The organism is Ruegeria sp. THAF57, from assembly GCF_903914075.1.
GTDB lineage: Bacteria > Pseudomonadota > Alphaproteobacteria > Rhodobacterales > Rhodobacteraceae > Ruegeria.
The window spans coordinates 366,937-387,252 of the sequence record NZ_CAIWNQ010000001.1; the positions used below are offsets into that span (position 1 = coordinate 366,937).

Genomic DNA, 20,316 nt, shown 5'->3' on the forward strand with positions numbered 1-20,316 from the left:
CAGCGGGCGAGAGGCGCCCTAGGCCGAGGAGGGGTCGTCGTCGTATTGTAAAAGAGAAATCTGCCGCAACAGGGCATATCCGAAGATTACCATTCCAAGCATCTCAAAGGATTCTTCGATCGTCGCCAGCAAAAAAAACCTCCAGCCGCGGTCGTCATTGTAGAAATCCACCCAACCGCCCATTGTTTCGATCATCAACGCACCAAACAAATAAGTGGCACCCGCGAGAACCATCAGACTGGCGACTGCTTTTGGCAGGCGCATGAGAAAGGGCAAATAGAACCCAGCCACAACAAGTGCGACAAAAGCCCCGATCGGCGTCCAGGAAAAATGCCAAAGCGGGCTTTCGGGCAGGATGGAGCGCATGGGCTGCGTAAATTTCTCATGAACCTGGGCCGCTTCATCGTACCCCATCAAAAACATGACCACGGCGAGGATCAACCAATAGATCGAGTCGCGATCCGTTTGGGTTCGTTTAATCAAAAAAACATACGTTAACAGGCCAAAGTTCGAGACGAGCAGAAAGTAATTGTAAATCGTTGGGACGCTGTGCTCGACATCGTGATTAAAGCGCCAGGCGAAGAACTTGAGAACCCGGTTATCCGTGCTTTCAAGGATTAGAATCGAGATCATTGAGAGGAAAAATAAACTAATTATAATCAACGAATTGATACGAAAGTACTTAGAACGAACCGACGCGCTCTGGCCAAGAGGAACGACAAATTCTTCTCCCGGCATTTTGGGCCTCCTGCACTCATTAACACAATAGCTGACCACGCCTCGGCGCTGTCACAAAAATCAAAATAATACATCGTTTTAACCCGACGTTTACTTCAAGTAAACAAGGCCACGGTCCGCAAACCCGCAGAACGGCGATATGCGGCAAAGGGCCGAGACTCTGAATACCCAAACAAAATGTTGGCCGCATCGGGACTAAAGGAAAAAGCTGGGGCTTGGGTGGATGAGTGGCGGGGAGACAGGGATTCGAACCCTGGGAACGCTCTCACGTTCAACGGTTTTCAAGACCGCCGCATTCGACCACTCTGCCACCTCCCCGCGTGACGCTGGGTCTAAGGCGAACCGAAACCGGTGGCAAGACCAAATAGGGAAATCTTGCCGAAGCGGTTGCAGCGGCCTTTCCATGACACCTTGTGCAGGTTATGATCTAATCGAAAGACCGTAACAGGCCGGCAATTCAGAACCGGCAATCGGCGGGGCTCGGGAAACGAGGCCCCTTCAGGCAAGGGATGACAAAATGAATCGAGCGACCCAGACACGCGCAAAACCGCGAGCGTTGGCGGTTCTGGCCGTGTTTTCCGCAACCCTCGCAGGTTGTGATGAGACACTTTCCCCTGACAACGCGTCATCCGAAGCGGCCGCAGAAAGCCTTCAGGATGACAGCAAGGTCGAACTGTTCCCGGATGCGACAGGAAATCCCCGCGACGATGTCGAAGCGCCCGAGGTCTTCGAGGTCACCGAGGCTGGGTTGTGGGATGGACGCCCATCGTTGGGTGGCGTTTGGGTGGCTCACCCGGACGTCACACAGCCCGAACGGGTGCGGATCAAGAACGCCAGCAATAACAAGACCGTAACCGGTGCGCTCTTCCGTCGGGAAAGAAACCTGCCGGGGCCGGCCTTGCAGCTTTCTTCGGCCGCTGCCGCGGAATTGGGCATTCTGGCCGGGTCTCCGACCAAGGTTCAGGTCGTTGCGCTGCGCCGCAAACCTGCGGAACCCCCGAAACCCGAGCCTGAAGATACTCCGGCGGAAGCGAGTGAAGACGCCCCTGCACCACAGGATGAGGAAACACAGTCCGCATCCGTTGACGCGGCAGAGGATGGCGCAGAAAAGCCCGCCAAGCGGAAATGGTGGCAAAAGAAAGAAACCGCCGCAGTCGCGGCCGGTGCAGCAGGCGCTGCTGCGGTCGCGGCAGACGCGGCCACAGACACAGCCACCGAAGCCGCAGAGGAAACCATTGAAGCTGCCGCCGAAGCCGCACCAACCGCAACCCTGAGCGATCCAGAGGTGACCCCGCCCAGCGATCAACCTGCAAAGCGAAAATGGTGGCAGAAGAAACCTGCAGACGAAATCACGGAAACACCGCTTGATCCGATCGCAGGTGCCGCGGCCGCGATCGACGCCTCGGAACCTACACCAGCAAGTACGGCAAGCCAGCCGGAACAGTCTTCTGGCCCTTTGTCCAAACCTTATGTTCAGGTCGGGACATTCGGGGTTGAAGCCAACGCCAAAAGCGCGGCTGACAAAATCCGCCGCAACGGACTGCCTGCCGAAGTACGCGAACTAGCAACCGACGATGATTCCGTCTGGAGGGTTCTTGTAGGCCCCGCCTCAACCCGTGGAGAGCGCACCGCACTTCAAAGCGACGTAAAGGACCTAGGCTTCTCGGATGCCTTCCTGGTCAAGAACTGAAACAAGGGAGGCCCTGATGCTGACCTCATTGCGATCTTCTGTTTTGTCCTTGGGGCTGGCGCTGTTTGCCCTGCCTGCCCAGGCTTTCGATACAACGGCCCGCGCAGCATATGTGATGGACCAGACAACAGGCACGGTGCTGCTGTCCAAAGACGCAGACCAGCCGCTGCCACCGGCGTCGATGTCGAAACTGATGACCTTGTATGTTGCGTTCGAAGCGCTGCGTGATGGCCGCCTGACGTTGGACGAAGAACTGCCCGTTTCGGAACACGCGATGAGTTATGGCGGCTCGACCATGTTCCTGAATACGCAGGACCGGGTCCGAGTCGAGGATTTGTTGCGGGGCATAATCGTGTTGTCCGGCAATGACGCCTGCGTGGTGATTGCCGAGGCACTCAGCCCGGATGGAACCGAAGCCGGGTTCGCACGCTATATGACGCAGCGCGCCGAGCAGATGGGGATGAACAGCTCGAACTTTGCCAACTCAAACGGCTGGCCTGCGGCTGGACACATGATGTCCGTGCATGATCTGGCGGTTCTTGCGGACCGACTGATCACCGATTTCCCCGAATACTATCCCCTGTTCGCCGAGGAAGAGTTTGAATTTGACGGTCGCGCGCCGTCAAACTCGCGCAACCGCAACCCCCTGCTCAAACTGGGCATTGGGGCAGACGGGTTAAAGACTGGCCACACGCAAGAAGCTGGATACGGTCTGGTCGGTTCAGCCAAACAGGGTGATCGCAGGGTGATCTTTGTCTTGTCCGGTCTCGACAGCACCGCCCGCCGCGCAGAGGAGGCTGAGGCCGTGGTTAACTGGTCGTTTCGCAATTTTGTCGAGAGGACAATTGCCAACGCCGAAGCGCCGATAGCCGAAGCCAAAGTCTGGATGGGTGCGGAAAAGACGGTTGGACTGGTTCCCGATGGTGATCTGACAATTCTTCTTCCTGTTTTGGGCGACAAGGATGTAAAGGCCGAAGTGGTCTATGATGGGCCTGTCGATGCATCGAAAGAACCGATCAAAAAGGGTCAGAAACTGGCCGAGTTGGTTATCAAGCCAGAGGGTCTTCCGGAAATTCGCCGCCCTCTGGTGGCCGCGAATGATGTTGCGACCGGCGGGTTTGTTGTTCGGATGATGACCGTAGGCAGCATCGTATTGACTGACGTTATCGGCAATCCGTTGGACGCCCTGTGACAAGCACCGGGTTATTCCTGACCTTCGAAGGTATTGACGGATCGGGCAAGTCATCGCAAGCGCGCTTGCTGGCCGATCACCTGCGCGGCATGGGTCACGACGTTGTCCTGACCCGCGAACCCGGCGGGTCTGCTGGGGCTGAGGAAATTCGCAGGCTTGTGCTTGAGGGCGACCCCGATCGGTGGTCCGCTGAAACGGAAATTTTGCTGTTCACTGCTGCGCGCCGCGACCACTTGGAACGCACAATCGAACCCGCTTTGGCCGCTGGCAAAGTGGTGATATGTGATCGCTTTGCCGATAGCACCCGCATGTATCAGGGCCTTTCTCGCGGTGACCTACGCGGATTGGTGGATCAGTTGCACAATCTGATGATTGGTCGTGAGCCTGATCTGACCCTTCTGATCGACATGGACCCCCAGACCGGTTTGAATCGGGCAAAAGGGCGTCAGGGAACAGAGGAAAGGTTCGAAGATTTCGGCCTTGACCTGCAACTCAAGATGAGAGCCGGATTTCTTGCCCTTGCCGATGAGTTTTCTGAACGATTTCGCGTTATCGACGGCAATCGGGACATGGACAGTGTCGCCAGCGATGTGACAGATATCGTTAAGCAGGCTTTGCGGTAAACTATTGATGAGCGACGAAACCCCGCCCCCGGATCAGGCACCCGGTGCCCCACACCCGCGCGAAACCCGGCAGCTTTTCGGGCAGGCCGAGGCCGAAAGCGCCTTTCTGACGGCCTACAATTCGGAACGGCTACACCATGGTTGGTTGTTGACCGGCCCTCGTGGCGTTGGGAAGTCGACCTTGGCGTGGCGCATCGCACGGTTCTTGCTCGCGACACCTCCAGCCGAAGAGGATGGCCTTTTCGGAGCGCCCCCACCCCCTGAAACGCTGGATATTGACGAGGATCACCCGGTCTCTCATCGCATTCTGGCCGGGGCTGAGCCCGGACTTGCCTCGGTCACCCGGTCCGAGAATGACCGCGGCAGGATGCGAAACGAAATCGTGGTCGAAGATATCCGTAAGCTGGGCAAGTTCTTCGGACTTTCTTCAGCCGACGGTGGGCGGCGCGTTGTCATCGTGGACTCTGCGGATGAGATGAATGTCAGCGCAGCCAATGCCCTTCTGAAAATGCTCGAAGAGCCCCCTGCCCGCACCACACTTTTGTTGGTCTCGCACCAACCATCGCGGCTGTTGCCTACAATCCGGTCGCGGTGCCGAACGCTCAGGCTGTCACCGCTGGGCACCGAAGATATGATGACGGCTTTGGCACAAACCGGGGCCGAGCCGCCAAGCAACCCGGATCATCTGGCCGCTCTCGCCGCTGGTTCTGTGGGCAGTGCCGTTCGCCTGATCAACCTGGGTGGTCTGGACATTTACGCAGAACTCATCGCCATTTTGGGCACGATTCCAAGAATGGACCGTCAGCGTGCCTTGGCCTTGGCCGAGGCCGCAGCCCAACGCGGCGCGGCCGAGCGTTTCGAGTTGTTGCTGACTTTGATAGACATTGCTTTGTCTCGGCTTGCCCTGACCGGTGCAACAGGTGCCCCCCCTATGCCAGAGGCCGCGCCGGGCGAGGCGGAAGTCCTGTCACGCCTGTCCGCGTCCCCACATATGGCGCGTCAATGGGCGGATACCGCAGCCCTGATCACGGCCCGTACGCGACATGGTCAGGCGGTGAACCTTGACCCTGCCGCGCTGGTCCTAGATACGGTGTTCAAGATACAGGAAACCGCCGGTCAGAGCAGATGAGCGATACGCCCCAAATCACAGATAGCCATTGTCATCTGGACTTCCCTGATTTCGATGGCCAGTTGGACGAAATCGTGACCCGCGCAGCCGAAGCGGGCGTGACGCGGATGGTCACAATCTGCACCCGTTTGCGCAATGAACCCACCATCCGCGCGATCGCAGAGGCGCATGCTCCGGTGTTCTATGCAGCTGGCACGCACCCCATGAGCGCCGCGGATGAGCCGATGGCAACCGTTGATGAACTGGTGCAACTGTCCCAGCAACCTAAATTCGTGGGTATTGGGGAAACCGGGCTGGATTATCACTACACCGCCGACAGTGCAGAGGTGCAAAAGCAATCCCTGCGTATCCACATCGAAGCCGCGCAGCGAACAGACTTGCCGCTGATCATCCACGCCCGCGCGGCTGACGATGATATGGCGAGAATTCTAAGCGAAGAATATCGCAACGCGCCCTATTCCTGTGTGATGCACTGCTTCTCATCTTCAGCGGAACTGGCCAAGGCCGCATTGGACCTGGGATTTTACCTTTCCATGTCCGGCATCGCTGCATTCCCCAAAAGCCAGGACCTTCGGGACATTTTCGCCAGTGCCCCGGTCGATCGCATCCTTGTCGAGACCGACGCGCCATATCTGGCGCCACCGCCATTCCGCGGCAAGCGTAACGAACCCGCTTTTACGGCCCATACCGCCCGAAAAGGGGCTGAGGTTTTCGGGATGGGGTACCCGGAATTCGCGGCACAGACGCAAGCAAATTTTGACCGGCTGTTCACAAAGGCCGCAACTTACAAGGCGGCTGCATGACAGAACTGCGCTGTACGATCCTTGGCTGCGGGTCTTCTGGCGGCGTCCCACGACTGGGCGGTCACTGGGGCGCATGTGACCCCGACAATCCGCGCAACATCCGTCGCCGCTGCTCGATGCTGGTGGAACGCGACGGGCCCGAAGGGACGACTTCGGTTCTGATCGACACGACCCCCGATATGCGCGGTCAGTTGCTGGATACAGGCACGGGCCGTCTGGACGGGGTGGTCTACACCCATTCCCACGCCGACCACGTGCACGGCATCGACGACCTGCGCATGATCGTTTTCAACATGCGCGAGCGTGTTCCCGTCTGGGCTGACGGAGATACTCAGAACGATCTGCTGGGTCGCTTCGGATATGCCTTTATTCAGCCCGAAAATTCGCCCTACCCGCCCATTCTCGACCTGAAAACTATTGATGGCCCGTTCGAGGTTACAGGCCCAGGCGGTCCGATCCCCTTCCATCCGTTAAAAGTGAACCATGGGTCGATTGATGCTTTGGGATTCCGACTGGGCAATCTTGTCTACCTGCCCGACGTAGCTGAGATTTACGACGATGCATGGGCGATGCTGGAGGGGCTGGATTGTCTGGTTATCGACGCATTGCGCCGGTCTCCGCATCCTACTCACGCACATCTGGAAAAAACGCTGGGCTGGATTGAAAAGCTGCAACCCAAGAAGGCCGTCCTAACCAACATGCATATCGACCTGGACTATGCCACGGTCGACGCGGAAACCGCGGATCACATCACGCCAGCTTACGACGGCATGGTGATCCATCAGGCGCTTTAAAGCCCTGACGACCCGCTCTGCCATATCCTCGCCCCGGTTGGCGACCCCGGTGGAGCCTTAGATGCTGCAATCCCTTATCAACGTCATCCTTCCGGTTTTTCTGGTTATCGGGGCTGGCTATGCGTCGACCCGGCTTGGGTATTTCAAAGAGGTCCATGTCGACGGGCTGATGAAGTTCACCCAAGGGTTTGCAATCCCTTGCCTGCTGTTTCTGGCCATTTCCAATCTTGACCTTAGCGCCAGTTTCGATCCGCGTCTGCTGGCCAGTTTCTATACGGCGGCCGCGCTGTGTTTCTGCGCCGGATTGTTCGGCGCACGGCTGATATTTAACAGGGATTGGGAAGACTGCGTCGCAATCGGGTTTTGCTGTCTCTTCTCGAATTCAGTTCTGTTGGGCCTGCCAATTACCGAGCGCGCCTATGGCCCCGAAAACCTAACCGGAAACTACGCGATTATCGCGTTTCACTCTCCCTTCTGCTATTGCGTGGGCATCACGGTGATGGAGTTCATCCGCAATCGTGGGCACGGTGGCACGCGTATGGTGCGCTCGGTCCTGTCGGCGATGTTCCGAAACGCTCTGATCTTAGGGATCGCGCTGGGCTTTGCCGTCAACCTGTCCGGGATCCAGGTTCCTGCCGTTGTGGATGAGGCCCTTGGCCTAGTGACCCGTGCCGCTCTTCCGGGGGCGCTGTTCGCGTTGGGCGGAGTTCTGGTCAAGTACAAACCCGAAGGCGATCTGCGCACGATTGCCTTTGTGTGTGGCGTGTCGCTGATGCTGCACCCCAGTCTTGTCTGGCTTTTCGGCTCTACCGTCGGTTTACCGCAGGACTTATTTCGATCGGGCGTTCTGAACGCGGCAATGGCGCCCGGGTTCAATGCCTATATCTTTGCCAACATGTATGGGCGGGCCAAAAGAGTCGCCGCGTCCTCGGTTTTGGTTGGAACCGGGGCGTCTATTCTTACGGTCTGGTTCTGGCTCATGTTGTTAGGCTAACTCTATCCAAATGCATGTTGACTTTGCCCCGGTACAACACACCTTTCGATAATTCAAAACGGGAAGGCCCTCATGCCCTACGCCCTTATCGTCGCTCATGGTCAGCCCTCTGATCCAAATCCCGCTGAAGCCGCGCTTGCCCGATACGCGGCTGAGGTGGCTGGCATGTGCGACGACGTCACGGTGACATCAGCGACTTTGGCAGCACCCGGCGCGCTTGAGGCGAAACTACAGGACTTGCCCGATGACACAGTGGTTTTTCCGCTGTTCATGGCGAAAGGATGGTTTGTCACAAGTGCCCTGCCCAAACGCCTTGGGGCAAAGCCGCTGCGCGTTCTTGACCCATTGGGTACCGAAGCCATCCTGCCTTCGCTGATTGCAGCCGCACTAGGCGACGCGGTTACGGATTTAAAATGGGTGTCCTCAACCACCGATATCGTATTGGCCGCGCATGGCTCTGGGCGCAGCCGCAACCCGTCCAAAGTTGCCCGAGATTTCGCTAAGAAGCTGGAGGAATTGACAGATTTTCACTCGATCCGGGTCGGGTTTGTGGAAGAACCACCCTCCATCGCCGAGGCCGCGCAGGGCACAGGGGCAAAGGCTCTCTGCCTGCCATTTTTTGCCTGTACCGGGGGCCACGTTCTTGAAGACATCCCGCAAGAGTTGGATCGCGCCGCTTTCAAAGGCCGGGTTTTGCCCGTTGTCGGCGAACTTCCCCGCGTGAAGCGTCAGATTGCCAACGTACTTTCGCAAGCCTTCGAGGGCACCTAGCACTATTGCCCAGAGATACCGGGCCGCGGCTGTGGGGAACCCTGCAAACTTGGGGGATCGGTTATCGAACCTGCTGTTGGTGAGAAAAAGCTATAGCGGGATCTGCCAGATCGTTTAGCGTCATACAGAGCTTGGTCAGCAGCCTTAAGGATTTCTGCAGCCTTCAAGGTACTGAATTGGGTCGACAAGGCTATTCCAACGCTTGCAGATACCTTACAGGTTTCGCTTTCAAATATCGTCGGCTCCCTCAGCCTGTCTATCAAGCGGCCCGCAATTGAGCACAACACCTTCTGATCAATCAAGCCCTTGATAATTATAACAAACTCATCCCCGCCCACGCGCGCGACCATATCGTCGCTGCGGGTTTCTTCCTCCATGATGCGCGCTGCCTGCTGCAGAACAAAATCACCCGCCGCGTGCCCAAGTCGGTCGTTCACGGACTTGAAGAAATCCAAATCCAGATGCATCAACGCAAATGGTGCGTTGCCCGACGCCATGTGGCCCAGAAGTACATCCATAGCCCTTCGGTTCTTCAAACCGGTAAGCATATCCGTAAAGGCCTGTTCCTCGGCCGCAAGCATGGCACCTTGCAAGCGCAGGTTCAGGGAACGTGATGCCTCCATCGCGGCTGACTTGGCTTCGACCAGGTACAGCAGTTCAATTGCAAGATCGGTGCCCGAGAAATCGGCACTTGTCAGGGCATAGTCACGCACGGCATCCAAAATCGAGATGCCGAATGACAGATTGATGATCGCGCCCTTGTTCCCCGGCAGCGGTGCAACCAGCCCCTTTAACGCGGTGCGCGGTTCGTCCCTTAGTTTTAGGTGCAGTTTGGCACCCGCCAGTGACAACAATGCAGCAGTCGTTGTGATTGAGCGTGGACGAACCAATTCGAACAGGTCCAAAAAGCCTTGGCCTTGCATGGGCTGCTCTGGGCGGAGCTTTTGCAAAGTGGGTCCAACGCTTGTGATTTGGCCCTGTTCGTCAACAAGCACAAACATGGGGCACAACAATCCAAGCAATGAAGAAAGATCCGATGTTTCCATCATCAACCGCGCGCCCCCAGATCGAATTGCCGCCCCTCGGTAAACGCGCTTTCGATCAGAACAATTGAAATAATCTCAACCTCTCCCTCAGTGCCTGCATGGGACAGCATCGCCAAGGCGCCATAGTCATCGGCGATGGCGCGCAAGACCCCGACCATGACGCTCGAATACCCTTTCAAGCCGGGATAGCAGTAGAGTTGGAACTCCGCATGCGACACCTCTCTCAACTCGAGCACAGGCAAGGTCAGATCGCTGACCGCCAAACGAGCGCGGTCAGACAAGTCATCGAGCGAGTGCAGGAATTCGACATAAGTTTCGCCCCCAAACCGCAGAAGACGGCGCAACCCTTCCATTTTGGGATGCGAGACCAGATAGGTGCCAAGGTCTTCAAGCAGTTCCCCGCGCGGCCGCTTTAGCTTCGCGCATAAAATGTCCAGAACACGCAGGGTCATTTCGTCATCGTAGACCAGCATGGCCTCAAACTCGGAAAACCCCAATTCAGCCGCCTCGGTCACGTTTATCCAGCACGATTGTCCGTAGGTCCCGCAAACAAATGACTGTACCGCCCGATTAATCAGACCATGCATGAGATGCCCCAAAGTGGTTACATGCGTAGTCTGGTCCGAGAAACCTTAACAAAAAGCCAAGATGGCCAGCCCGATAGGTAGAATTCAGCCTAGTCTCAATGTGAAAAGGCCCGCCTCTGCCTAGAAATCTGTTGGCGCGCCGCCTTCAGCCTTACGACGCGTAACGAAGTCGGCAAGTTCTTCCCGAATCCCGTCGTCAATCGCCGGTGGCTCAAAACTGGTGATAATCTCTTTGAACATGTGATGGGCGCGCTCGGCCGTCCAGACACCACCAGCGACGTTCCATCCTTCATAGTTCTTCCAGTCACTCAGGAAGGGTTGATAAAATGCTGTGGTGTAGCGGTCCTGCGTATGCTGAATGCCAAAGAAATGGCCGTCGTTTCCGACTGCCTTTATTGCGTCTAACGCAATTTCATCAGGTCCGGTCGCCGTGATCTCGGGCTGCATATACCTTTGAATTTGCTGCAAGACCTCGCAATCCATAATGAACTTTTCGGGGCTGGCGATCAGCCCGCCCTCCAGCCAGCCAGCGGCGTGGTAAACCATGTTCGTCCCCGATTGCACGGCAGCCCACAAAGAGTTCGACGTCTCCCAAACAGACTGACCGTCAGGCACATTTGCGGCGCACACGCCCGAAGACCGCATGGGCAGGCCATAGTACCGGGCCATCTGCCCTGTCATTTGGGTGGAGCGCATGTATTCCGGGGTTCCAAACGCAGGCGCCCCGGATTTCATGTCGACATTCGAGGTAAATGTTCCGATGACGCAAGGAATGCCCGGCCGCACGTACTGAAACAAAGCAATCGCGCACAGCGCCTCGGCCAAAGATTGCGCCACGGCCCCAGCCATTGTTACGGGCGCCATGGCACCCGCCAATGTAAACGGAGTAACAACAATCGCCTGACCGCGCCGGGCCAGCCGCAGGCATCCGTCAATCATCGGATGATCATGCTTCAGTGGTGAGGTCGAGTTGATGTTGGTGTACATCCGAGGCTCGGCCTCGAATTCCTCATGGGTCAGGCCACCTGCGATGCGGACCATCTCCATGACATCCTCAACCCGCTCCTTGCCCAGCGAATAAGCGTGCATGGCTTTGTCTGTCAGGGTCAGCTTGTCATAAAGTACATCCAGATGCCGAACGCTGGCATGGATATCGACCGGTTCCACCGGGTATCCCCCGGCAAAGTGAATGCAGTTGAAATACTGCGTCAGCTTCAGCAAATTCCGACACATTTCGCGGTTGCCCGGAACCTTGGTCCCAATCTCCATATCCCAGTAATTTGGCGGAGAGGATACGTTCCCGAACAGCATATTCCTGCCCCCGATTTCGATCTTACGATCGGGGTTGCGCGGCGTGATCGAGAAGGATGACGGCGCTTTTGCGACCATCTCCATCACAAAATCCCGCCCCATTCGGACGTTATCGCCGTCAATCGTACAGCCAGCTTCACGCAGAATGCCGATAGCTTCTTCGTTGTAGAATTCGACCCCGATCTCTTCGAGGATACGCATTGCGCCTTCGTGGATCGCTTCGATCCCGGCGGCATCCAGCGGTTCGGTGGGATTGTCGATATTGACCGGCGGATTCCATGGCATCTGATCAATCACGGCGGTGCCTCTGCGCTCGGCTGCACCAGCACGTCCACCGCTGCGGCGTCTGCGCGTTTTTGTGTCGGCCATTGGACCCTCCCGAAACTGGCGTTGCTTTAAGCAAGCCCCGAAGTCAGAAGGCAGGCCGCTCTGTCTGCGACAAGCTATGTCGGTTTCAACACTCAGATCGGCGATTTTGACCCGGCTTCGTTCAGTCCTTGGCCAGCCAGCCCGGTATATGCCCGATATTGGGCAATACAACATCCGCAAATGGTGCCAGCGTCTCGGCCGGGGCCAATCCGGTCAGAACTCCGATCGTGGTCATACCCGCAGCGCGCCCGGCCTGTAGATCGTGCAGACTGTCGCCAACCATCGCGACCCGCTCGGGGGCGACATCGACGTGTGCAGCGAAAGCCAAAAGCTGCCCCGGCCCGGGCTTGAACCCGTGTCCACTGTCATAACCCGCGACAAAATCGAAATGATCTCTTATCCCGGCTGAAGCCAAATGCTCGAGCGCGGGCATCTCACCGTCGTTCGTGGCCACACCCAATTTTAACCCCACATCACGCAATCCTTTCAGGAAAGGCGCCAAGGGGACAGCGGGGACCTGCGGTGCCGAGGCGGATTCGACGTTCAGCAAGTCAATCAGCTCCTCGTGCTCCATGTCGGGTAGATGCGGAACCAAGACCTCAGCCACCTCTTCCACGGTTCCGGCGATCACAATGCTGTCTTCGGAATAGGTCACGGTTTCCAGATCGAACCCGATGATGCGGCCCAATTCCGCCGCGCGCTGATTGTCTCCATCCGCCAAACGCAGCAACACGTTGCGCCCAAAAGCGCCCCACGTATTCGCAAAATCAAACAGAGTGCCGTCCTTGTCGAACAGAATCGCGTCAATGGGCATTACGTGCTCCCGCAGGGAAAAAGCTTCAGGTCCAGTGCATGTCCGAGCCGCCAGACAAAACCGCGCGGGCTTGACCGGGCAGTTCATAAGGCACGGAATTGGCGTCACAAAAGGACATCACCCACGAATCGTCAAGCACAAGAAAATCAAGTACCGACCCAAGGAAATCCGGATCCTCTGCCCTGTCTTTTAGATCCTGAACGGACGCCCCGGTTGACCCAAGAAAAACCGGTAGCAATTCCTCGTTCCCAACGAGCCAACCCAGCACGTTCAAGGCCAAAGTTTCAGCGGATTGGGCAGATATTACCATTAAATTGCCCCGGATCAGACATTGGAAAGGGTTTGTTAACCAGACTCATAAACACTTTGGCAACGCATGCAATCAACGGTGACACAAATGTCGGTTCAGGGAACCATCCTTGTCCTAGACGGGACCTCGACCAATCGCATCATGCTGAAGGTTCAGCTGACGGCGGCCTGGTATCACATTGTGCAGGCTGAAAAGCTGGACGGTCTGGCCGTGCTGTTACGGCGCACACGCCCGGACCTTGTGCTGACCGCGCAATCCCTGCCGGATGGAACAGCGGCAGAGGTCAAGAAACTAGTGGCAGCCGATCCTGACCTTGCCGATGTGCCTGTGGCCGCAATTGCTGCTCAGAACGACAAGGCGGCCAGACTGAAGGCGCTTGCGGATGGGCTGGATGATGTCATTGCCCCACCTTTCAAAGATACGCTCTTGCTTGCCCGGGTCCGTAGCCTTTTGCGTGCACGTGCCGAGACTCAGGAGCTCAGAATAGGAAGTGGGTCGCAACCGATAGGGTTTGCCGAACCCGCAACGGGTTTCACGCCAGCACAAAAGCCTGCCCGGGTTGCGGTTCTAACACAATCCACCAAGACAAGCGCGCTGTGGCACAAGGCGTTGTCCGGGAAAACGCGGCACGCGCTGGCCGCGCATACCTGTTCGAATTTGCAGGGGCTTTTGTCAGGCCCTCTGCCCGCTTCAATTGTCATTGAAATCAACCAAAAGGCCCTAAGCACCCTCGCCGATTTGCGATCAAGGGTCGGTACAAGGCGAACGGTGCTGATTGGCGTTCTACCTCAGGACAACGCGCAGCTTGCCGCCGACGCGCTTGATCGCGGGGTGGATGCGATTTGCCAGGGCGGATTTTGCGCCGACGAAGTTGCGTTGCGGCTTGAAAATCAAATCGTCCGGAAATCCCGATTAGATCAGATGCGTGCATCACTGTATCGCGGGGTTGCCGAATCCTGGATCGACCCCCTGACCGGACTTCACAATCGCCGGTATGCCATGCATGCCATGGATCAAATTGCGCGCAGGTCATCACAGGTTAACAAGGGGTTTGCGGTGATGCTGGCGGATTTGGATCATTTCAAATCAATCAATGACCGTTACGGTCACGTCGCTGGTGACTTTGTGCTGACCGAAGCGGGCAAACGTTTGGAACGCGCGATTGGATCAGCTGGTTTCGTCGCGCGCATCGGCGGAGAGGAATTTCTGATTGGCCTGCCGGAAACAACGCAATCTGGCGCCCTTTCCATCGCCCGAACCTTGTGTGACTGCATCCGTCAGTCCCCGTTTTCACCCCCGGACAATCGGAAATTGGTACAGGTCACAATCAGTATCGGACTTATCGCGACAAAACCTCAAAAGTCCCCTGTTGCGCCGCTGGATGGCTTGATCCGGTCTGCGGATTCCGCCCTGTACGCTGCAAAGAAAGCAGGCAGAAATCAGGTGCGGGTCAGACAATGTGCTGCCTGAAACCCTTAGTCCTTTTTCTTGCGGCCATGTGGTCCGCGACGAACAACCTCTTCCAGACGATCGGCATAAATCAGACGCTCGTCGCTGGTCATCGACGTGACGCGGTCAAGCCACTGCTCTTGTAGGGCCACTTGCAGATCGGCCATGGACTGCGCCTGTCGGGACAACAACGTCTGAACGGCGACGGGATCAAAGGGATCGGCGCGCAATGCCTCACTCAGCGTTGCGAAATCCCTGGAGCGGCTGCTTGACCCTTTTCTGTGCCGATCCGACAGATCACCACGTAAAGCCTTCCGATCATCCTTCGGCAACGCGCGATAAAGAGCAGAACCAAACCCGGGCGGTGCCTTGGCGTGATCATTGCCTTTGACCCGTAGAACGGTTCCAACAGCCATCCCAACAATCAAAAGATTGAGCGCAAGGGACACGGCCAATAGGATCGGCATCCACCGACGCTTGGGTTGCGGGCTATCGCTCATTCGGTGTCCTCCAGAAATGATGTGTCGAGGTCGGCGAGTACAAAGCTCGTTTCCTGCCCATAAATGTAGGTGGCGGGGTCAGGCAAAAAGCCCGGAGCGGCAAAGCCGATCCACACACCCGCTGCACTGGCCGCGACCAGCCCACCCATGCCCCGCCAGCCTCCAACACCATCAACAATCCGCGTCCAAAGCGAGCGAGCGGGTTTGCCTGCTAGTGTCTTCTGACCCAAACGCACTTCTTCGGCGTCTGTCAGGATGCGTACTGCAAGTGTATCCGGCAGCTCCGGTCGGCTCTGACGAGCTTGCGTAAGTAACTGATCCAGTTGCTTTTCGTCTTCAGTCATCGTCATACCCCAATTCACCACGCCTATCTGACAGAATGGCCACCAAGCTCCGTTTTCCACGCGCGGTCAGGCTCTCGACCGCTTCTACAGAAATACCCATGATCCCGGCGATCTCGGGGTTGGGCAATTCTTCTATGTGCCGCAAAACTACGGCTTGCCGCTGTCGCTCGGGCAGTTGCGACAAGGCCACCTGCAACGCATCCTTGCGGGCTTTGTCCTGCATACGCTCAGCGACACTGGCCTGACCATCTTCTGGCTCTGGTACATCGGCCAGACGGTCGGGTTTTTGCTTGCGCAGGTAATCCACGCACAGGTTCATCGTGACGCGATACAGCCATGTTGAAACCTTTGCCTGCCCCGAAACCCAATCCGGGGCCATCTTCCAAAGGCGCATCATTGCCTCTTGCGTGATATCTTCGGCCTCCGCCCGTGATCCCAGCATCCGAAGGGCAACCGAAAAACTTCGCGGCCCAAGCCGGTCGGTCAGAACGCGCGCGGCCGCTGCGTCGCCACGGGCAAACTGAGCCAACAGGACATCATCGCTGGGCGTGTTCGCGGTGCAGGTCGCACCACGAACATCCTTCAGTGAAGAGGTCAGATCCTGCATTCCGCATCAGCTATCGTCAGAACCACCCTTGTCGCGTTTCTTGTGGTGCCGACCCATCTTCTTTTTTGCATCCGCAAATTCCTGTTCCGAAATCGCACCGCTATTGTCCGCGTCTATACGGTCAAACATCTTGTCAGCACGGCGCGGTTTGGGCAACTCATCCTCGCTCAGAAAGCCATCCTGATTGGAATCGTGCCGCTCAAACATCTTCGAGACACGTTCGTTCACCTTCTTCTGGCTGGCCGCCTGCATCTCTTCGACGCTGAGTTGACCATCTCCGTTGGCATCCGCATCCAGGAACCGCTGGCTTCGATGGGCCTGCATTTCCTCCGGCGTAACCTGCCCATCATTGTTCGCGTCCAATTCCTCAAACGTCACAGGTTCGTGACCGCGCTGACCTGCCGCCAGAACCGAGGTGCTTGTAATCGCGACAGCCGAGAGAACAATCGCCGGGATAAACTTCGCGCTTTTCATATCGGTTTTCCTTTGTTTGTGCGGCGTCGTTGCCGCTGCTCACATAGGTTCAAACGCCGCTGCGCTTGGGTTCCGTCGCAGAATCTCAAAAAAATCATCACTCCCTTTAAGGACACAAAGCGACGCACCCCCCTTTTCTACACGTCAAAACATGCGCAATATCCCAAAAATCGGAACGCACGAGTATCATGATGACAGATCAAACGATCGACACCACGGCTCAGGAAGACCGGCCCACATGGCCGGCTTTGGCCAAGGGTTTTCGTTGCCGTTGCCCAAAATGCGGTGAAGGAAAGCTGTTGCACAACTATCTGAAGGTGAACCACACTTGCTCGTCCTGCGGGCAAGAACTGTTTCACCACAGGGCGGATGACGGCCCGGCGTACCTGACGATTCTGCTGGTCGGGCATCTGCTGGCACCGGCGCTGCATGTCTCATACGTGCATTGGCGGCCCGAACCTTTGACGATGTTCCTGATATTCGCGATTGGATGCACGGCGTTGTCCCTTTTCCTGTTGCCGCCTTTAAAAGGTGCTGTTGTCGCCTATCAATGGGCGCGCCGTATGCATGGGTTTGAAAAATCGCAATGACCCCGATGATCCAGGTGTTCAAAGTATGACGGTTGACAAAACGGCGATCCGCGACGCGGCGACGGTCATCGTTCTGCGCGACCGTATGACAAATCCGTCCATCCTGATGGGACAACGCGGCGCCAAAGCTGCGTTCATGCCCAACAAATTCGTATTCCCCGGTGGCGCGGTCGACAAAGAAGATGCCGAGATCCCTCTGGCCTCTGACATGCCAACCCTGTGTCAGGACCGTCTGGCAGAAAGGTCCGAGTCGAACCTGCAAAACGCGCTCGCCGCCGCTGCAATTCGTGAATTGTGGGAGGAAACCGGGCTGGTTCTGGGCCACCCCGAAGCGTGGCCTACGCCCGCCCCTTTGGATTGGGCCGGTTTCGCTGACCTGGGCTATCGCCCGGCCGCCGAGGCGTTGCAGTTCGTGTTCCGCGCTGTGACCCCTCCTGGGCGTCCCCGCCGGTTTGATGCGCGGTTTTTCCTTGTCGATGCTTCAGCAATTCAAGGAGATTTGGATGACTTCAGCCGCGCGTCCGACGAGCTGTCCCATCTGCAATGGGTTCCCTTGCAACGCGCGCGCGAGTTCGACCTTCCCTTCATCACCGAAGTTGTCCTGGCCGAAATAACAGCGCGGGTGACAGACACCTCGCCGCCAACATCGGTCCCTTTCCTGCTGAATCGGGAAGAGGAAAGCCTGTTCCTAAAGCTCAAAGGTTATCCGATGCCCGAAAGCGACTGACCGTCGCTTACTTCATCCTGCTGATAACAGTGGTGACTTCGGGCTTTTTGCCGATCTCTGCTTTGGCCGTCTGACGTACGATTCGACGCATTGCCTCTTCCAGCTTGTCGTCGTCACGCAGCGTCTTGGCATCGGCGCGCATCAGGAACTGGTTCAGGTCTTCTTCAAGAACCTCAACCAAGGCAGCACGAGAGGTTCCCAAGTCAGGCAATCCCATCGTATCGCACCACGGCTCGCCCAGCGGTTCATCCTCTTCGTCCAGAATAACTGTCACGGTCACATGACCGTTCAGCGCCATTCGAATTCGGTCACGCACAACGCCATCCAAAGCGCCGACTTTGACTGTGCCGTCCAGATAGGTCCGGCCCGTTTCGACATAATCCACCACTTTTGGCGCATTGCCGGTCAGATCCAGCATGGTACCGTTCACGGCCAAAACACCAGTCCGACCACCCGCTTCCGCAAGTTTCACGTGCTCTCGCAGGTGCCGATGCTCACCATGCATCGGGATCACGATCTGCGGGTCAATCAGCGCATGCACTTTCTCAAGATCCGGCCGGTTGGCGTGGCCTGACACGTGATAAAGGCCCGAACTGTCATCCACGACATCCACGCCTTTTTCGCTGAGCTGGTTAATGATGAAGATCACACCGCGCTCGTTCCCCGGAATTGTCTTGGACGAGAACAGGAACAAGTCGCCCTCTTTCAACTCAAGCCCACGGTATTTTCCACGCGCCAGTTGCGCGCTTGCGGCGCGGCGTTCACCCTGACTGCCCGTAACAATCAGCATCAGGTTTTGGCGCGGCACATCCACCGCCTCCTCCGCGCTGATCACTTTCGGAAAGTCCGACAGAATTCCGGTTTCGGTTGCCGCTTCGATCATGCGACGCATCGCGCGGCCCAGCAATACGACCGAGCGCCCAGCCTTTTGCCCCGCTTCTGCCAGCGTCTTCACCCGCGCGACATTCGACGCGAAGGTCGTAGCCACGACCATGCTACTGGCATTTTCGACCAGTTTTGTAATTTCAGGTCCGACCTCGGATTCTGATCGACCGCCATGAGGGGAAAACACGTTGGTACTGTCACACACCAGCGCCTTCACGCCAGGCTTTGCAACTTCGGCCCAGAGGTCTGGGTCGAAAGGTTCACCCACAACCGGATTGGCGTCCAGCTTGAAGTCACCGGAATGTACGATCCGCCCCTCGGGTGTATCAATAACCAACGCCGCGCTTTCAGGGATCGAGTGTGAGACCGGCAGGAATGCAACCGTGAAAGGGCCAACCGATACCTGCTCGGGCCAGGCGGAAACCGTCCGCACGGCGTCTTCTGGGTGGCCATGCTCTTCCATCTTGCGGCGCGCAATATTCGCGGTAAAGGCGCGAGCATAGACCGGAGCCCCAAGCGCCTCATAACAATGCGCAACCGCGCCAACGTGGTCTTCGTGGGCGTGGGTAACAAACACCGCGTCCAAACGATCCGCTCGTTCCTGCAGCCACGAGATATCGGCATGAATCAGATCGACGCCCGGCGTTGTGTCCATATCGGGGAACGTCACCCCGAGGTCGACGAGGATCAGACGCTCCTGCCCCGGCCTCCCATAGCCGTAGACATAGGCATTCATGCCGATTTCGCCTGCACCGCCCAGCGGCAGATAGATCAGTCGTTCACTGCTCATGTTGAGCCATTTTCCTTGTTATAGCGATGGATCACAGTCAGGCCGTGCATCGTCAGGTCATCCTCGATCGCGTCAAACCCAACGTCGGCCTGATCGAACAGCGGAGCAAGTCCACCGGTTCCAACGACCTTCATCGGCATTCCGTATTCCGCTTTGATGCGGGCAATCAACCCTTCGATCAATCCCGAATAGCCCCAATACACGCCGGATTGAATACAGCCAACCGTATTCGTACCAATCACCTTATCAGGGCGGGTAATATCGATATGCGGTAGCGCGGCCGCGCCCTGATGCAACGCCTCAAGGCTCAGGTTGACGCCCGGCGCAATGATCCCACCGACATAGGCCCCATCCGAGGCGACTACATCAAAATTCGTGGCCGTTCCGAAATCAACCACGACGACATCGCCACCGTGACGGTCAAACGCGCCGACCGCATTGGCCAGCCGGTCCGGTCCGGGAATGGTGCCTTCGTCGATACGTGGCGCGACGGGCAGCAAGCATTCGGGCTTGCCAACCACCAGCGGCCTGCAGCCAAAGAACCTGTCTGCGAATATACGCAGGTTGAACACCACACGCGGCACGGTAGAGGCGATAACCACGTCTGTAATGTCCGCCTCAATCCCATAGTGCTTCACCAGCGTGGAATACCATGTGAAATATGCATCCGCCGTCCGAGAGTGGTGCGTTGACGTACGTAAAGTGCACAGAAAGGTTTCCCCGTCCCAGATCGAAAACACCGTATTCGTATTGCCGCAGTCAATTGCCAGAAGCATTTG

At 57.2% G+C, this 20,316-nt stretch carries 23 protein-coding genes and 1 tRNA gene; 11 read left to right on the forward strand and 13 right to left on the reverse strand.

The window, feature by feature from the left end:
- Window positions 1-18 precede the first annotated feature (18 nt).
- Window positions 19-738: a hypothetical protein gene (locus RUESEDTHA_RS01745; protein WP_180883810.1), complete on the reverse strand. Its 720-nt coding sequence runs from the start codon at window positions 736-738 to the stop codon at window positions 19-21.
- A 228-nt stretch (window positions 739-966) separates the two neighbouring features.
- Window positions 967-1,056: transfer RNA gene (locus tag RUESEDTHA_RS01750), tRNA-Ser, on the reverse strand.
- A 199-nt stretch (window positions 1,057-1,255) separates the two neighbouring features.
- On the opposite strand from RUESEDTHA_RS01750, the gene RUESEDTHA_RS01755 reads away from it, so the two are divergent.
- The 8 genes from RUESEDTHA_RS01755 to RUESEDTHA_RS01790 all read left to right on the forward strand — a co-directional run bounded on the left by RUESEDTHA_RS01755 (window position 1,256) and on the right by RUESEDTHA_RS01790 (window position 8,734).
- Window positions 1,256-2,428 (forward strand): SPOR domain-containing protein, encoded by a 1,173-nt coding sequence (locus RUESEDTHA_RS01755; protein ID WP_180883812.1) that lies wholly within the window; start codon window positions 1,256-1,258, stop codon window positions 2,426-2,428.
- 16 nt (window positions 2,429-2,444) lie between these two features.
- Window positions 2,445-3,620: a D-alanyl-D-alanine carboxypeptidase family protein gene (locus RUESEDTHA_RS01760; protein ID WP_180883814.1), complete on the forward strand. Its 1,176-nt coding sequence runs from the start codon at window positions 2,445-2,447 to the stop codon at window positions 3,618-3,620.
- A complete protein-coding gene (tmk, locus tag RUESEDTHA_RS01765; RefSeq protein WP_171120843.1) occupies window positions 3,617-4,243 on the forward strand; it encodes a dTMP kinase in 627 nt (208 codons plus the stop codon). Before RUESEDTHA_RS01760 ends, tmk begins: the two co-directional genes overlap by 4 nt.
- Window positions 4,244-4,250: 7 nt before the next feature.
- Window positions 4,251-5,372, forward strand: coding sequence for a DNA polymerase III subunit delta' (locus tag RUESEDTHA_RS01770; RefSeq protein WP_180883816.1), 1,122 nt, complete (start codon window positions 4,251-4,253; stop codon window positions 5,370-5,372).
- On the forward strand, window positions 5,369-6,175 hold the full coding sequence (locus RUESEDTHA_RS01775) for a TatD family hydrolase (protein WP_180883818.1): 807 nt from the start codon (window positions 5,369-5,371) through the stop codon (window positions 6,173-6,175). Before RUESEDTHA_RS01770 ends, RUESEDTHA_RS01775 begins: the two co-directional genes overlap by 4 nt.
- The gene (locus RUESEDTHA_RS01780) at window positions 6,172-6,969 is read left to right on the forward strand and encodes an MBL fold metallo-hydrolase (RefSeq protein WP_180883820.1); all 798 of its coding nucleotides are present in this window, start codon (window positions 6,172-6,174) and stop codon (window positions 6,967-6,969) included. The genes RUESEDTHA_RS01775 and RUESEDTHA_RS01780 overlap by 4 nt, the downstream gene beginning before the upstream one ends.
- Before the next feature lie 61 nt (window positions 6,970-7,030).
- Entirely contained in the window at window positions 7,031-7,963 is a 933-nt protein-coding gene (locus RUESEDTHA_RS01785; RefSeq protein WP_180883822.1) for an AEC family transporter, read from the forward strand.
- 72 nt (window positions 7,964-8,035) lie between these two features.
- The gene (locus RUESEDTHA_RS01790; protein WP_180883823.1) at window positions 8,036-8,734 is read left to right on the forward strand and encodes a CbiX/SirB N-terminal domain-containing protein; all 699 of its coding nucleotides are present in this window, start codon (window positions 8,036-8,038) and stop codon (window positions 8,732-8,734) included.
- A gap of 2 nt (window positions 8,735-8,736) precedes the next feature.
- Here RUESEDTHA_RS01790 and RUESEDTHA_RS01795 read toward each other — a convergent pair whose 3' ends face one another.
- From RUESEDTHA_RS01795 to RUESEDTHA_RS01815, 5 genes are all read right to left on the reverse strand, one after another.
- Window positions 8,737-9,783: a GGDEF domain-containing protein gene (locus RUESEDTHA_RS01795; RefSeq protein ID WP_180883825.1), complete on the reverse strand. Its 1,047-nt coding sequence runs from the start codon at window positions 9,781-9,783 to the stop codon at window positions 8,737-8,739.
- On the reverse strand, window positions 9,783-10,367 hold the full coding sequence (locus RUESEDTHA_RS01800) for a heme NO-binding domain-containing protein (protein ID WP_180883827.1): 585 nt from the start codon (window positions 10,365-10,367) through the stop codon (window positions 9,783-9,785). Before RUESEDTHA_RS01800 ends, RUESEDTHA_RS01795 begins: the two co-directional genes overlap by 1 nt.
- Window positions 10,368-10,487: 120 nt before the next feature.
- On the reverse strand, window positions 10,488-12,047 hold the full coding sequence (locus RUESEDTHA_RS01805) for a trimethylamine methyltransferase family protein (RefSeq protein ID WP_180883829.1): 1,560 nt from the start codon (window positions 12,045-12,047) through the stop codon (window positions 10,488-10,490).
- 121 nt (window positions 12,048-12,168) lie between these two features.
- Window positions 12,169-12,861: an HAD family hydrolase gene (locus RUESEDTHA_RS01810; RefSeq protein WP_180883831.1), complete on the reverse strand. Its 693-nt coding sequence runs from the start codon at window positions 12,859-12,861 to the stop codon at window positions 12,169-12,171.
- Window positions 12,862-12,886: 25 nt separating this feature from the next.
- Window positions 12,887-13,171, reverse strand: a complete 285-nt coding sequence (locus RUESEDTHA_RS01815; protein ID WP_180883833.1) for a DUF3572 domain-containing protein — start codon at window positions 13,169-13,171, stop codon at window positions 12,887-12,889.
- An 87-nt stretch (window positions 13,172-13,258) separates the two neighbouring features.
- Here RUESEDTHA_RS01815 and RUESEDTHA_RS01820 point away from each other — a divergent pair, with 87 nt between their 5' ends.
- On the forward strand, window positions 13,259-14,641 hold the full coding sequence (locus RUESEDTHA_RS01820) for a diguanylate cyclase (RefSeq protein WP_180883835.1): 1,383 nt from the start codon (window positions 13,259-13,261) through the stop codon (window positions 14,639-14,641).
- Window positions 14,642-14,646: 5 nt separating this feature from the next.
- Here the strand turns inward: RUESEDTHA_RS01820 and RUESEDTHA_RS01825 are convergent, their stop codons facing one another.
- From RUESEDTHA_RS01825 to RUESEDTHA_RS01840, 4 genes are read right to left on the reverse strand one after another with little or no spacing between them, the layout of a single operon-like run.
- Window positions 14,647-15,120, reverse strand: a complete 474-nt coding sequence (locus RUESEDTHA_RS01825) for a periplasmic heavy metal sensor (protein WP_180883837.1) — start codon at window positions 15,118-15,120, stop codon at window positions 14,647-14,649.
- Window positions 15,117-15,464 (reverse strand): hypothetical protein, encoded by a 348-nt coding sequence (locus RUESEDTHA_RS01830; RefSeq protein ID WP_255431589.1) that lies wholly within the window; start codon window positions 15,462-15,464, stop codon window positions 15,117-15,119. The genes RUESEDTHA_RS01825 and RUESEDTHA_RS01830 overlap by 4 nt, the downstream gene beginning before the upstream one ends.
- The gene (locus tag RUESEDTHA_RS01835) at window positions 15,457-16,071 is read right to left on the reverse strand and encodes an RNA polymerase sigma factor (RefSeq protein WP_180883842.1); all 615 of its coding nucleotides are present in this window, start codon (window positions 16,069-16,071) and stop codon (window positions 15,457-15,459) included. Before RUESEDTHA_RS01835 ends, RUESEDTHA_RS01830 begins: the two co-directional genes overlap by 8 nt.
- A gap of 6 nt (window positions 16,072-16,077) precedes the next feature.
- Window positions 16,078-16,545 (reverse strand): EF-hand domain-containing protein, encoded by a 468-nt coding sequence (locus RUESEDTHA_RS01840; protein ID WP_180883845.1) that lies wholly within the window; start codon window positions 16,543-16,545, stop codon window positions 16,078-16,080.
- Window positions 16,546-16,736: 191 nt separating this feature from the next.
- Here RUESEDTHA_RS01840 and RUESEDTHA_RS01845 point away from each other — a divergent pair, with 191 nt between their 5' ends.
- Both RUESEDTHA_RS01845 and RUESEDTHA_RS01850 read left to right on the forward strand, forming a co-directional pair.
- Window positions 16,737-17,135, forward strand: coding sequence for a DUF983 domain-containing protein (locus RUESEDTHA_RS01845; RefSeq protein ID WP_180883848.1), 399 nt, complete (start codon window positions 16,737-16,739; stop codon window positions 17,133-17,135).
- 25 nt (window positions 17,136-17,160) lie between these two features.
- Entirely contained in the window at window positions 17,161-17,862 is a 702-nt protein-coding gene (locus RUESEDTHA_RS01850) for an NUDIX hydrolase (RefSeq protein WP_180883850.1), read from the forward strand.
- A gap of 7 nt (window positions 17,863-17,869) precedes the next feature.
- On the opposite strand, the gene RUESEDTHA_RS01855 is transcribed toward RUESEDTHA_RS01850, so the two are convergent.
- Together RUESEDTHA_RS01855 and RUESEDTHA_RS01860 are read right to left on the reverse strand one after the other, a co-directional pair.
- The gene (locus RUESEDTHA_RS01855) at window positions 17,870-19,537 is read right to left on the reverse strand and encodes a ribonuclease J (RefSeq protein ID WP_180883852.1); all 1,668 of its coding nucleotides are present in this window, start codon (window positions 19,535-19,537) and stop codon (window positions 17,870-17,872) included.
- Window positions 19,534-20,313 (reverse strand): type III pantothenate kinase, encoded by a 780-nt coding sequence (locus tag RUESEDTHA_RS01860; RefSeq protein WP_171120805.1) that lies wholly within the window; start codon window positions 20,311-20,313, stop codon window positions 19,534-19,536. Before RUESEDTHA_RS01860 ends, RUESEDTHA_RS01855 begins: the two co-directional genes overlap by 4 nt.
- Window positions 20,314-20,316: the final 3 nt, after the last annotated feature.

Bases quoted from the DNA above. Each gene is read 5' to 3' on its own strand.
- RUESEDTHA_RS01810 (WP_180883831.1), bottom strand. From the start codon at position 12,861: ATGCCCATTGACGCGATTCTGTTCGACAAGGACGGCACTCTGTTTGAT.
- RUESEDTHA_RS01820 (WP_180883835.1), top strand. From the start codon at position 13,259: ATGTCGGTTCAGGGAACCATCCTTGTCCTAGACGGGACCTCGACCAAT.
- RUESEDTHA_RS01850 (WP_180883850.1), top strand. From the start codon at position 17,161: ATGACGGTTGACAAAACGGCGATCCGCGACGCGGCGACGGTCATCGTT.
- RUESEDTHA_RS01825 (WP_180883837.1), bottom strand. From the start codon at position 15,120: ATGAGCGATAGCCCGCAACCCAAGCGTCGGTGGATGCCGATCCTATTG.
- RUESEDTHA_RS01795 (WP_180883825.1), bottom strand. From the start codon at position 9,783: ATGATGGAAACATCGGATCTTTCTTCATTGCTTGGATTGTTGTGCCCC.
- RUESEDTHA_RS01745 (WP_180883810.1), bottom strand. From the start codon at position 738: ATGCCGGGAGAAGAATTTGTCGTTCCTCTTGGCCAGAGCGCGTCGGTT.
- RUESEDTHA_RS01835 (WP_180883842.1), bottom strand. From the start codon at position 16,071: ATGCAGGATCTGACCTCTTCACTGAAGGATGTTCGTGGTGCGACCTGC.
- RUESEDTHA_RS01805 (WP_180883829.1), bottom strand. From the start codon at position 12,047: ATGGCCGACACAAAAACGCGCAGACGCCGCAGCGGTGGACGTGCTGGT.
- RUESEDTHA_RS01815 (WP_180883833.1), bottom strand. From the start codon at position 13,171: ATGGTAATATCTGCCCAATCCGCTGAAACTTTGGCCTTGAACGTGCTG.
- RUESEDTHA_RS01780 (WP_180883820.1), top strand. From the start codon at position 6,172: ATGACAGAACTGCGCTGTACGATCCTTGGCTGCGGGTCTTCTGGCGGC.
- RUESEDTHA_RS01830 (WP_255431589.1), bottom strand. From the start codon at position 15,464: ATGACTGAAGACGAAAAGCAACTGGATCAGTTACTTACGCAAGCTCGT.
- RUESEDTHA_RS01855 (WP_180883852.1), bottom strand. From the start codon at position 19,537: ATGAGCAGTGAACGACTGATCTATCTGCCGCTGGGCGGTGCAGGCGAA.
- RUESEDTHA_RS01760 (WP_180883814.1), top strand. From the start codon at position 2,445: ATGCTGACCTCATTGCGATCTTCTGTTTTGTCCTTGGGGCTGGCGCTG.
- RUESEDTHA_RS01775 (WP_180883818.1), top strand. From the start codon at position 5,369: ATGAGCGATACGCCCCAAATCACAGATAGCCATTGTCATCTGGACTTC.
- RUESEDTHA_RS01860 (WP_171120805.1), bottom strand. From the start codon at position 20,313: ATGCTTCTGGCAATTGACTGCGGCAATACGAATACGGTGTTTTCGATC.
- RUESEDTHA_RS01755 (WP_180883812.1), top strand. From the start codon at position 1,256: ATGAATCGAGCGACCCAGACACGCGCAAAACCGCGAGCGTTGGCGGTT.
- RUESEDTHA_RS01800 (WP_180883827.1), bottom strand. From the start codon at position 10,367: ATGCATGGTCTGATTAATCGGGCGGTACAGTCATTTGTTTGCGGGACC.
- RUESEDTHA_RS01770 (WP_180883816.1), top strand. From the start codon at position 4,251: ATGAGCGACGAAACCCCGCCCCCGGATCAGGCACCCGGTGCCCCACAC.
- RUESEDTHA_RS01785 (WP_180883822.1), top strand. From the start codon at position 7,031: ATGCTGCAATCCCTTATCAACGTCATCCTTCCGGTTTTTCTGGTTATC.
- RUESEDTHA_RS01840 (WP_180883845.1), bottom strand. From the start codon at position 16,545: ATGAAAAGCGCGAAGTTTATCCCGGCGATTGTTCTCTCGGCTGTCGCG.
- RUESEDTHA_RS01845 (WP_180883848.1), top strand. From the start codon at position 16,737: ATGACAGATCAAACGATCGACACCACGGCTCAGGAAGACCGGCCCACA.
- RUESEDTHA_RS01790 (WP_180883823.1), top strand. From the start codon at position 8,036: ATGCCCTACGCCCTTATCGTCGCTCATGGTCAGCCCTCTGATCCAAAT.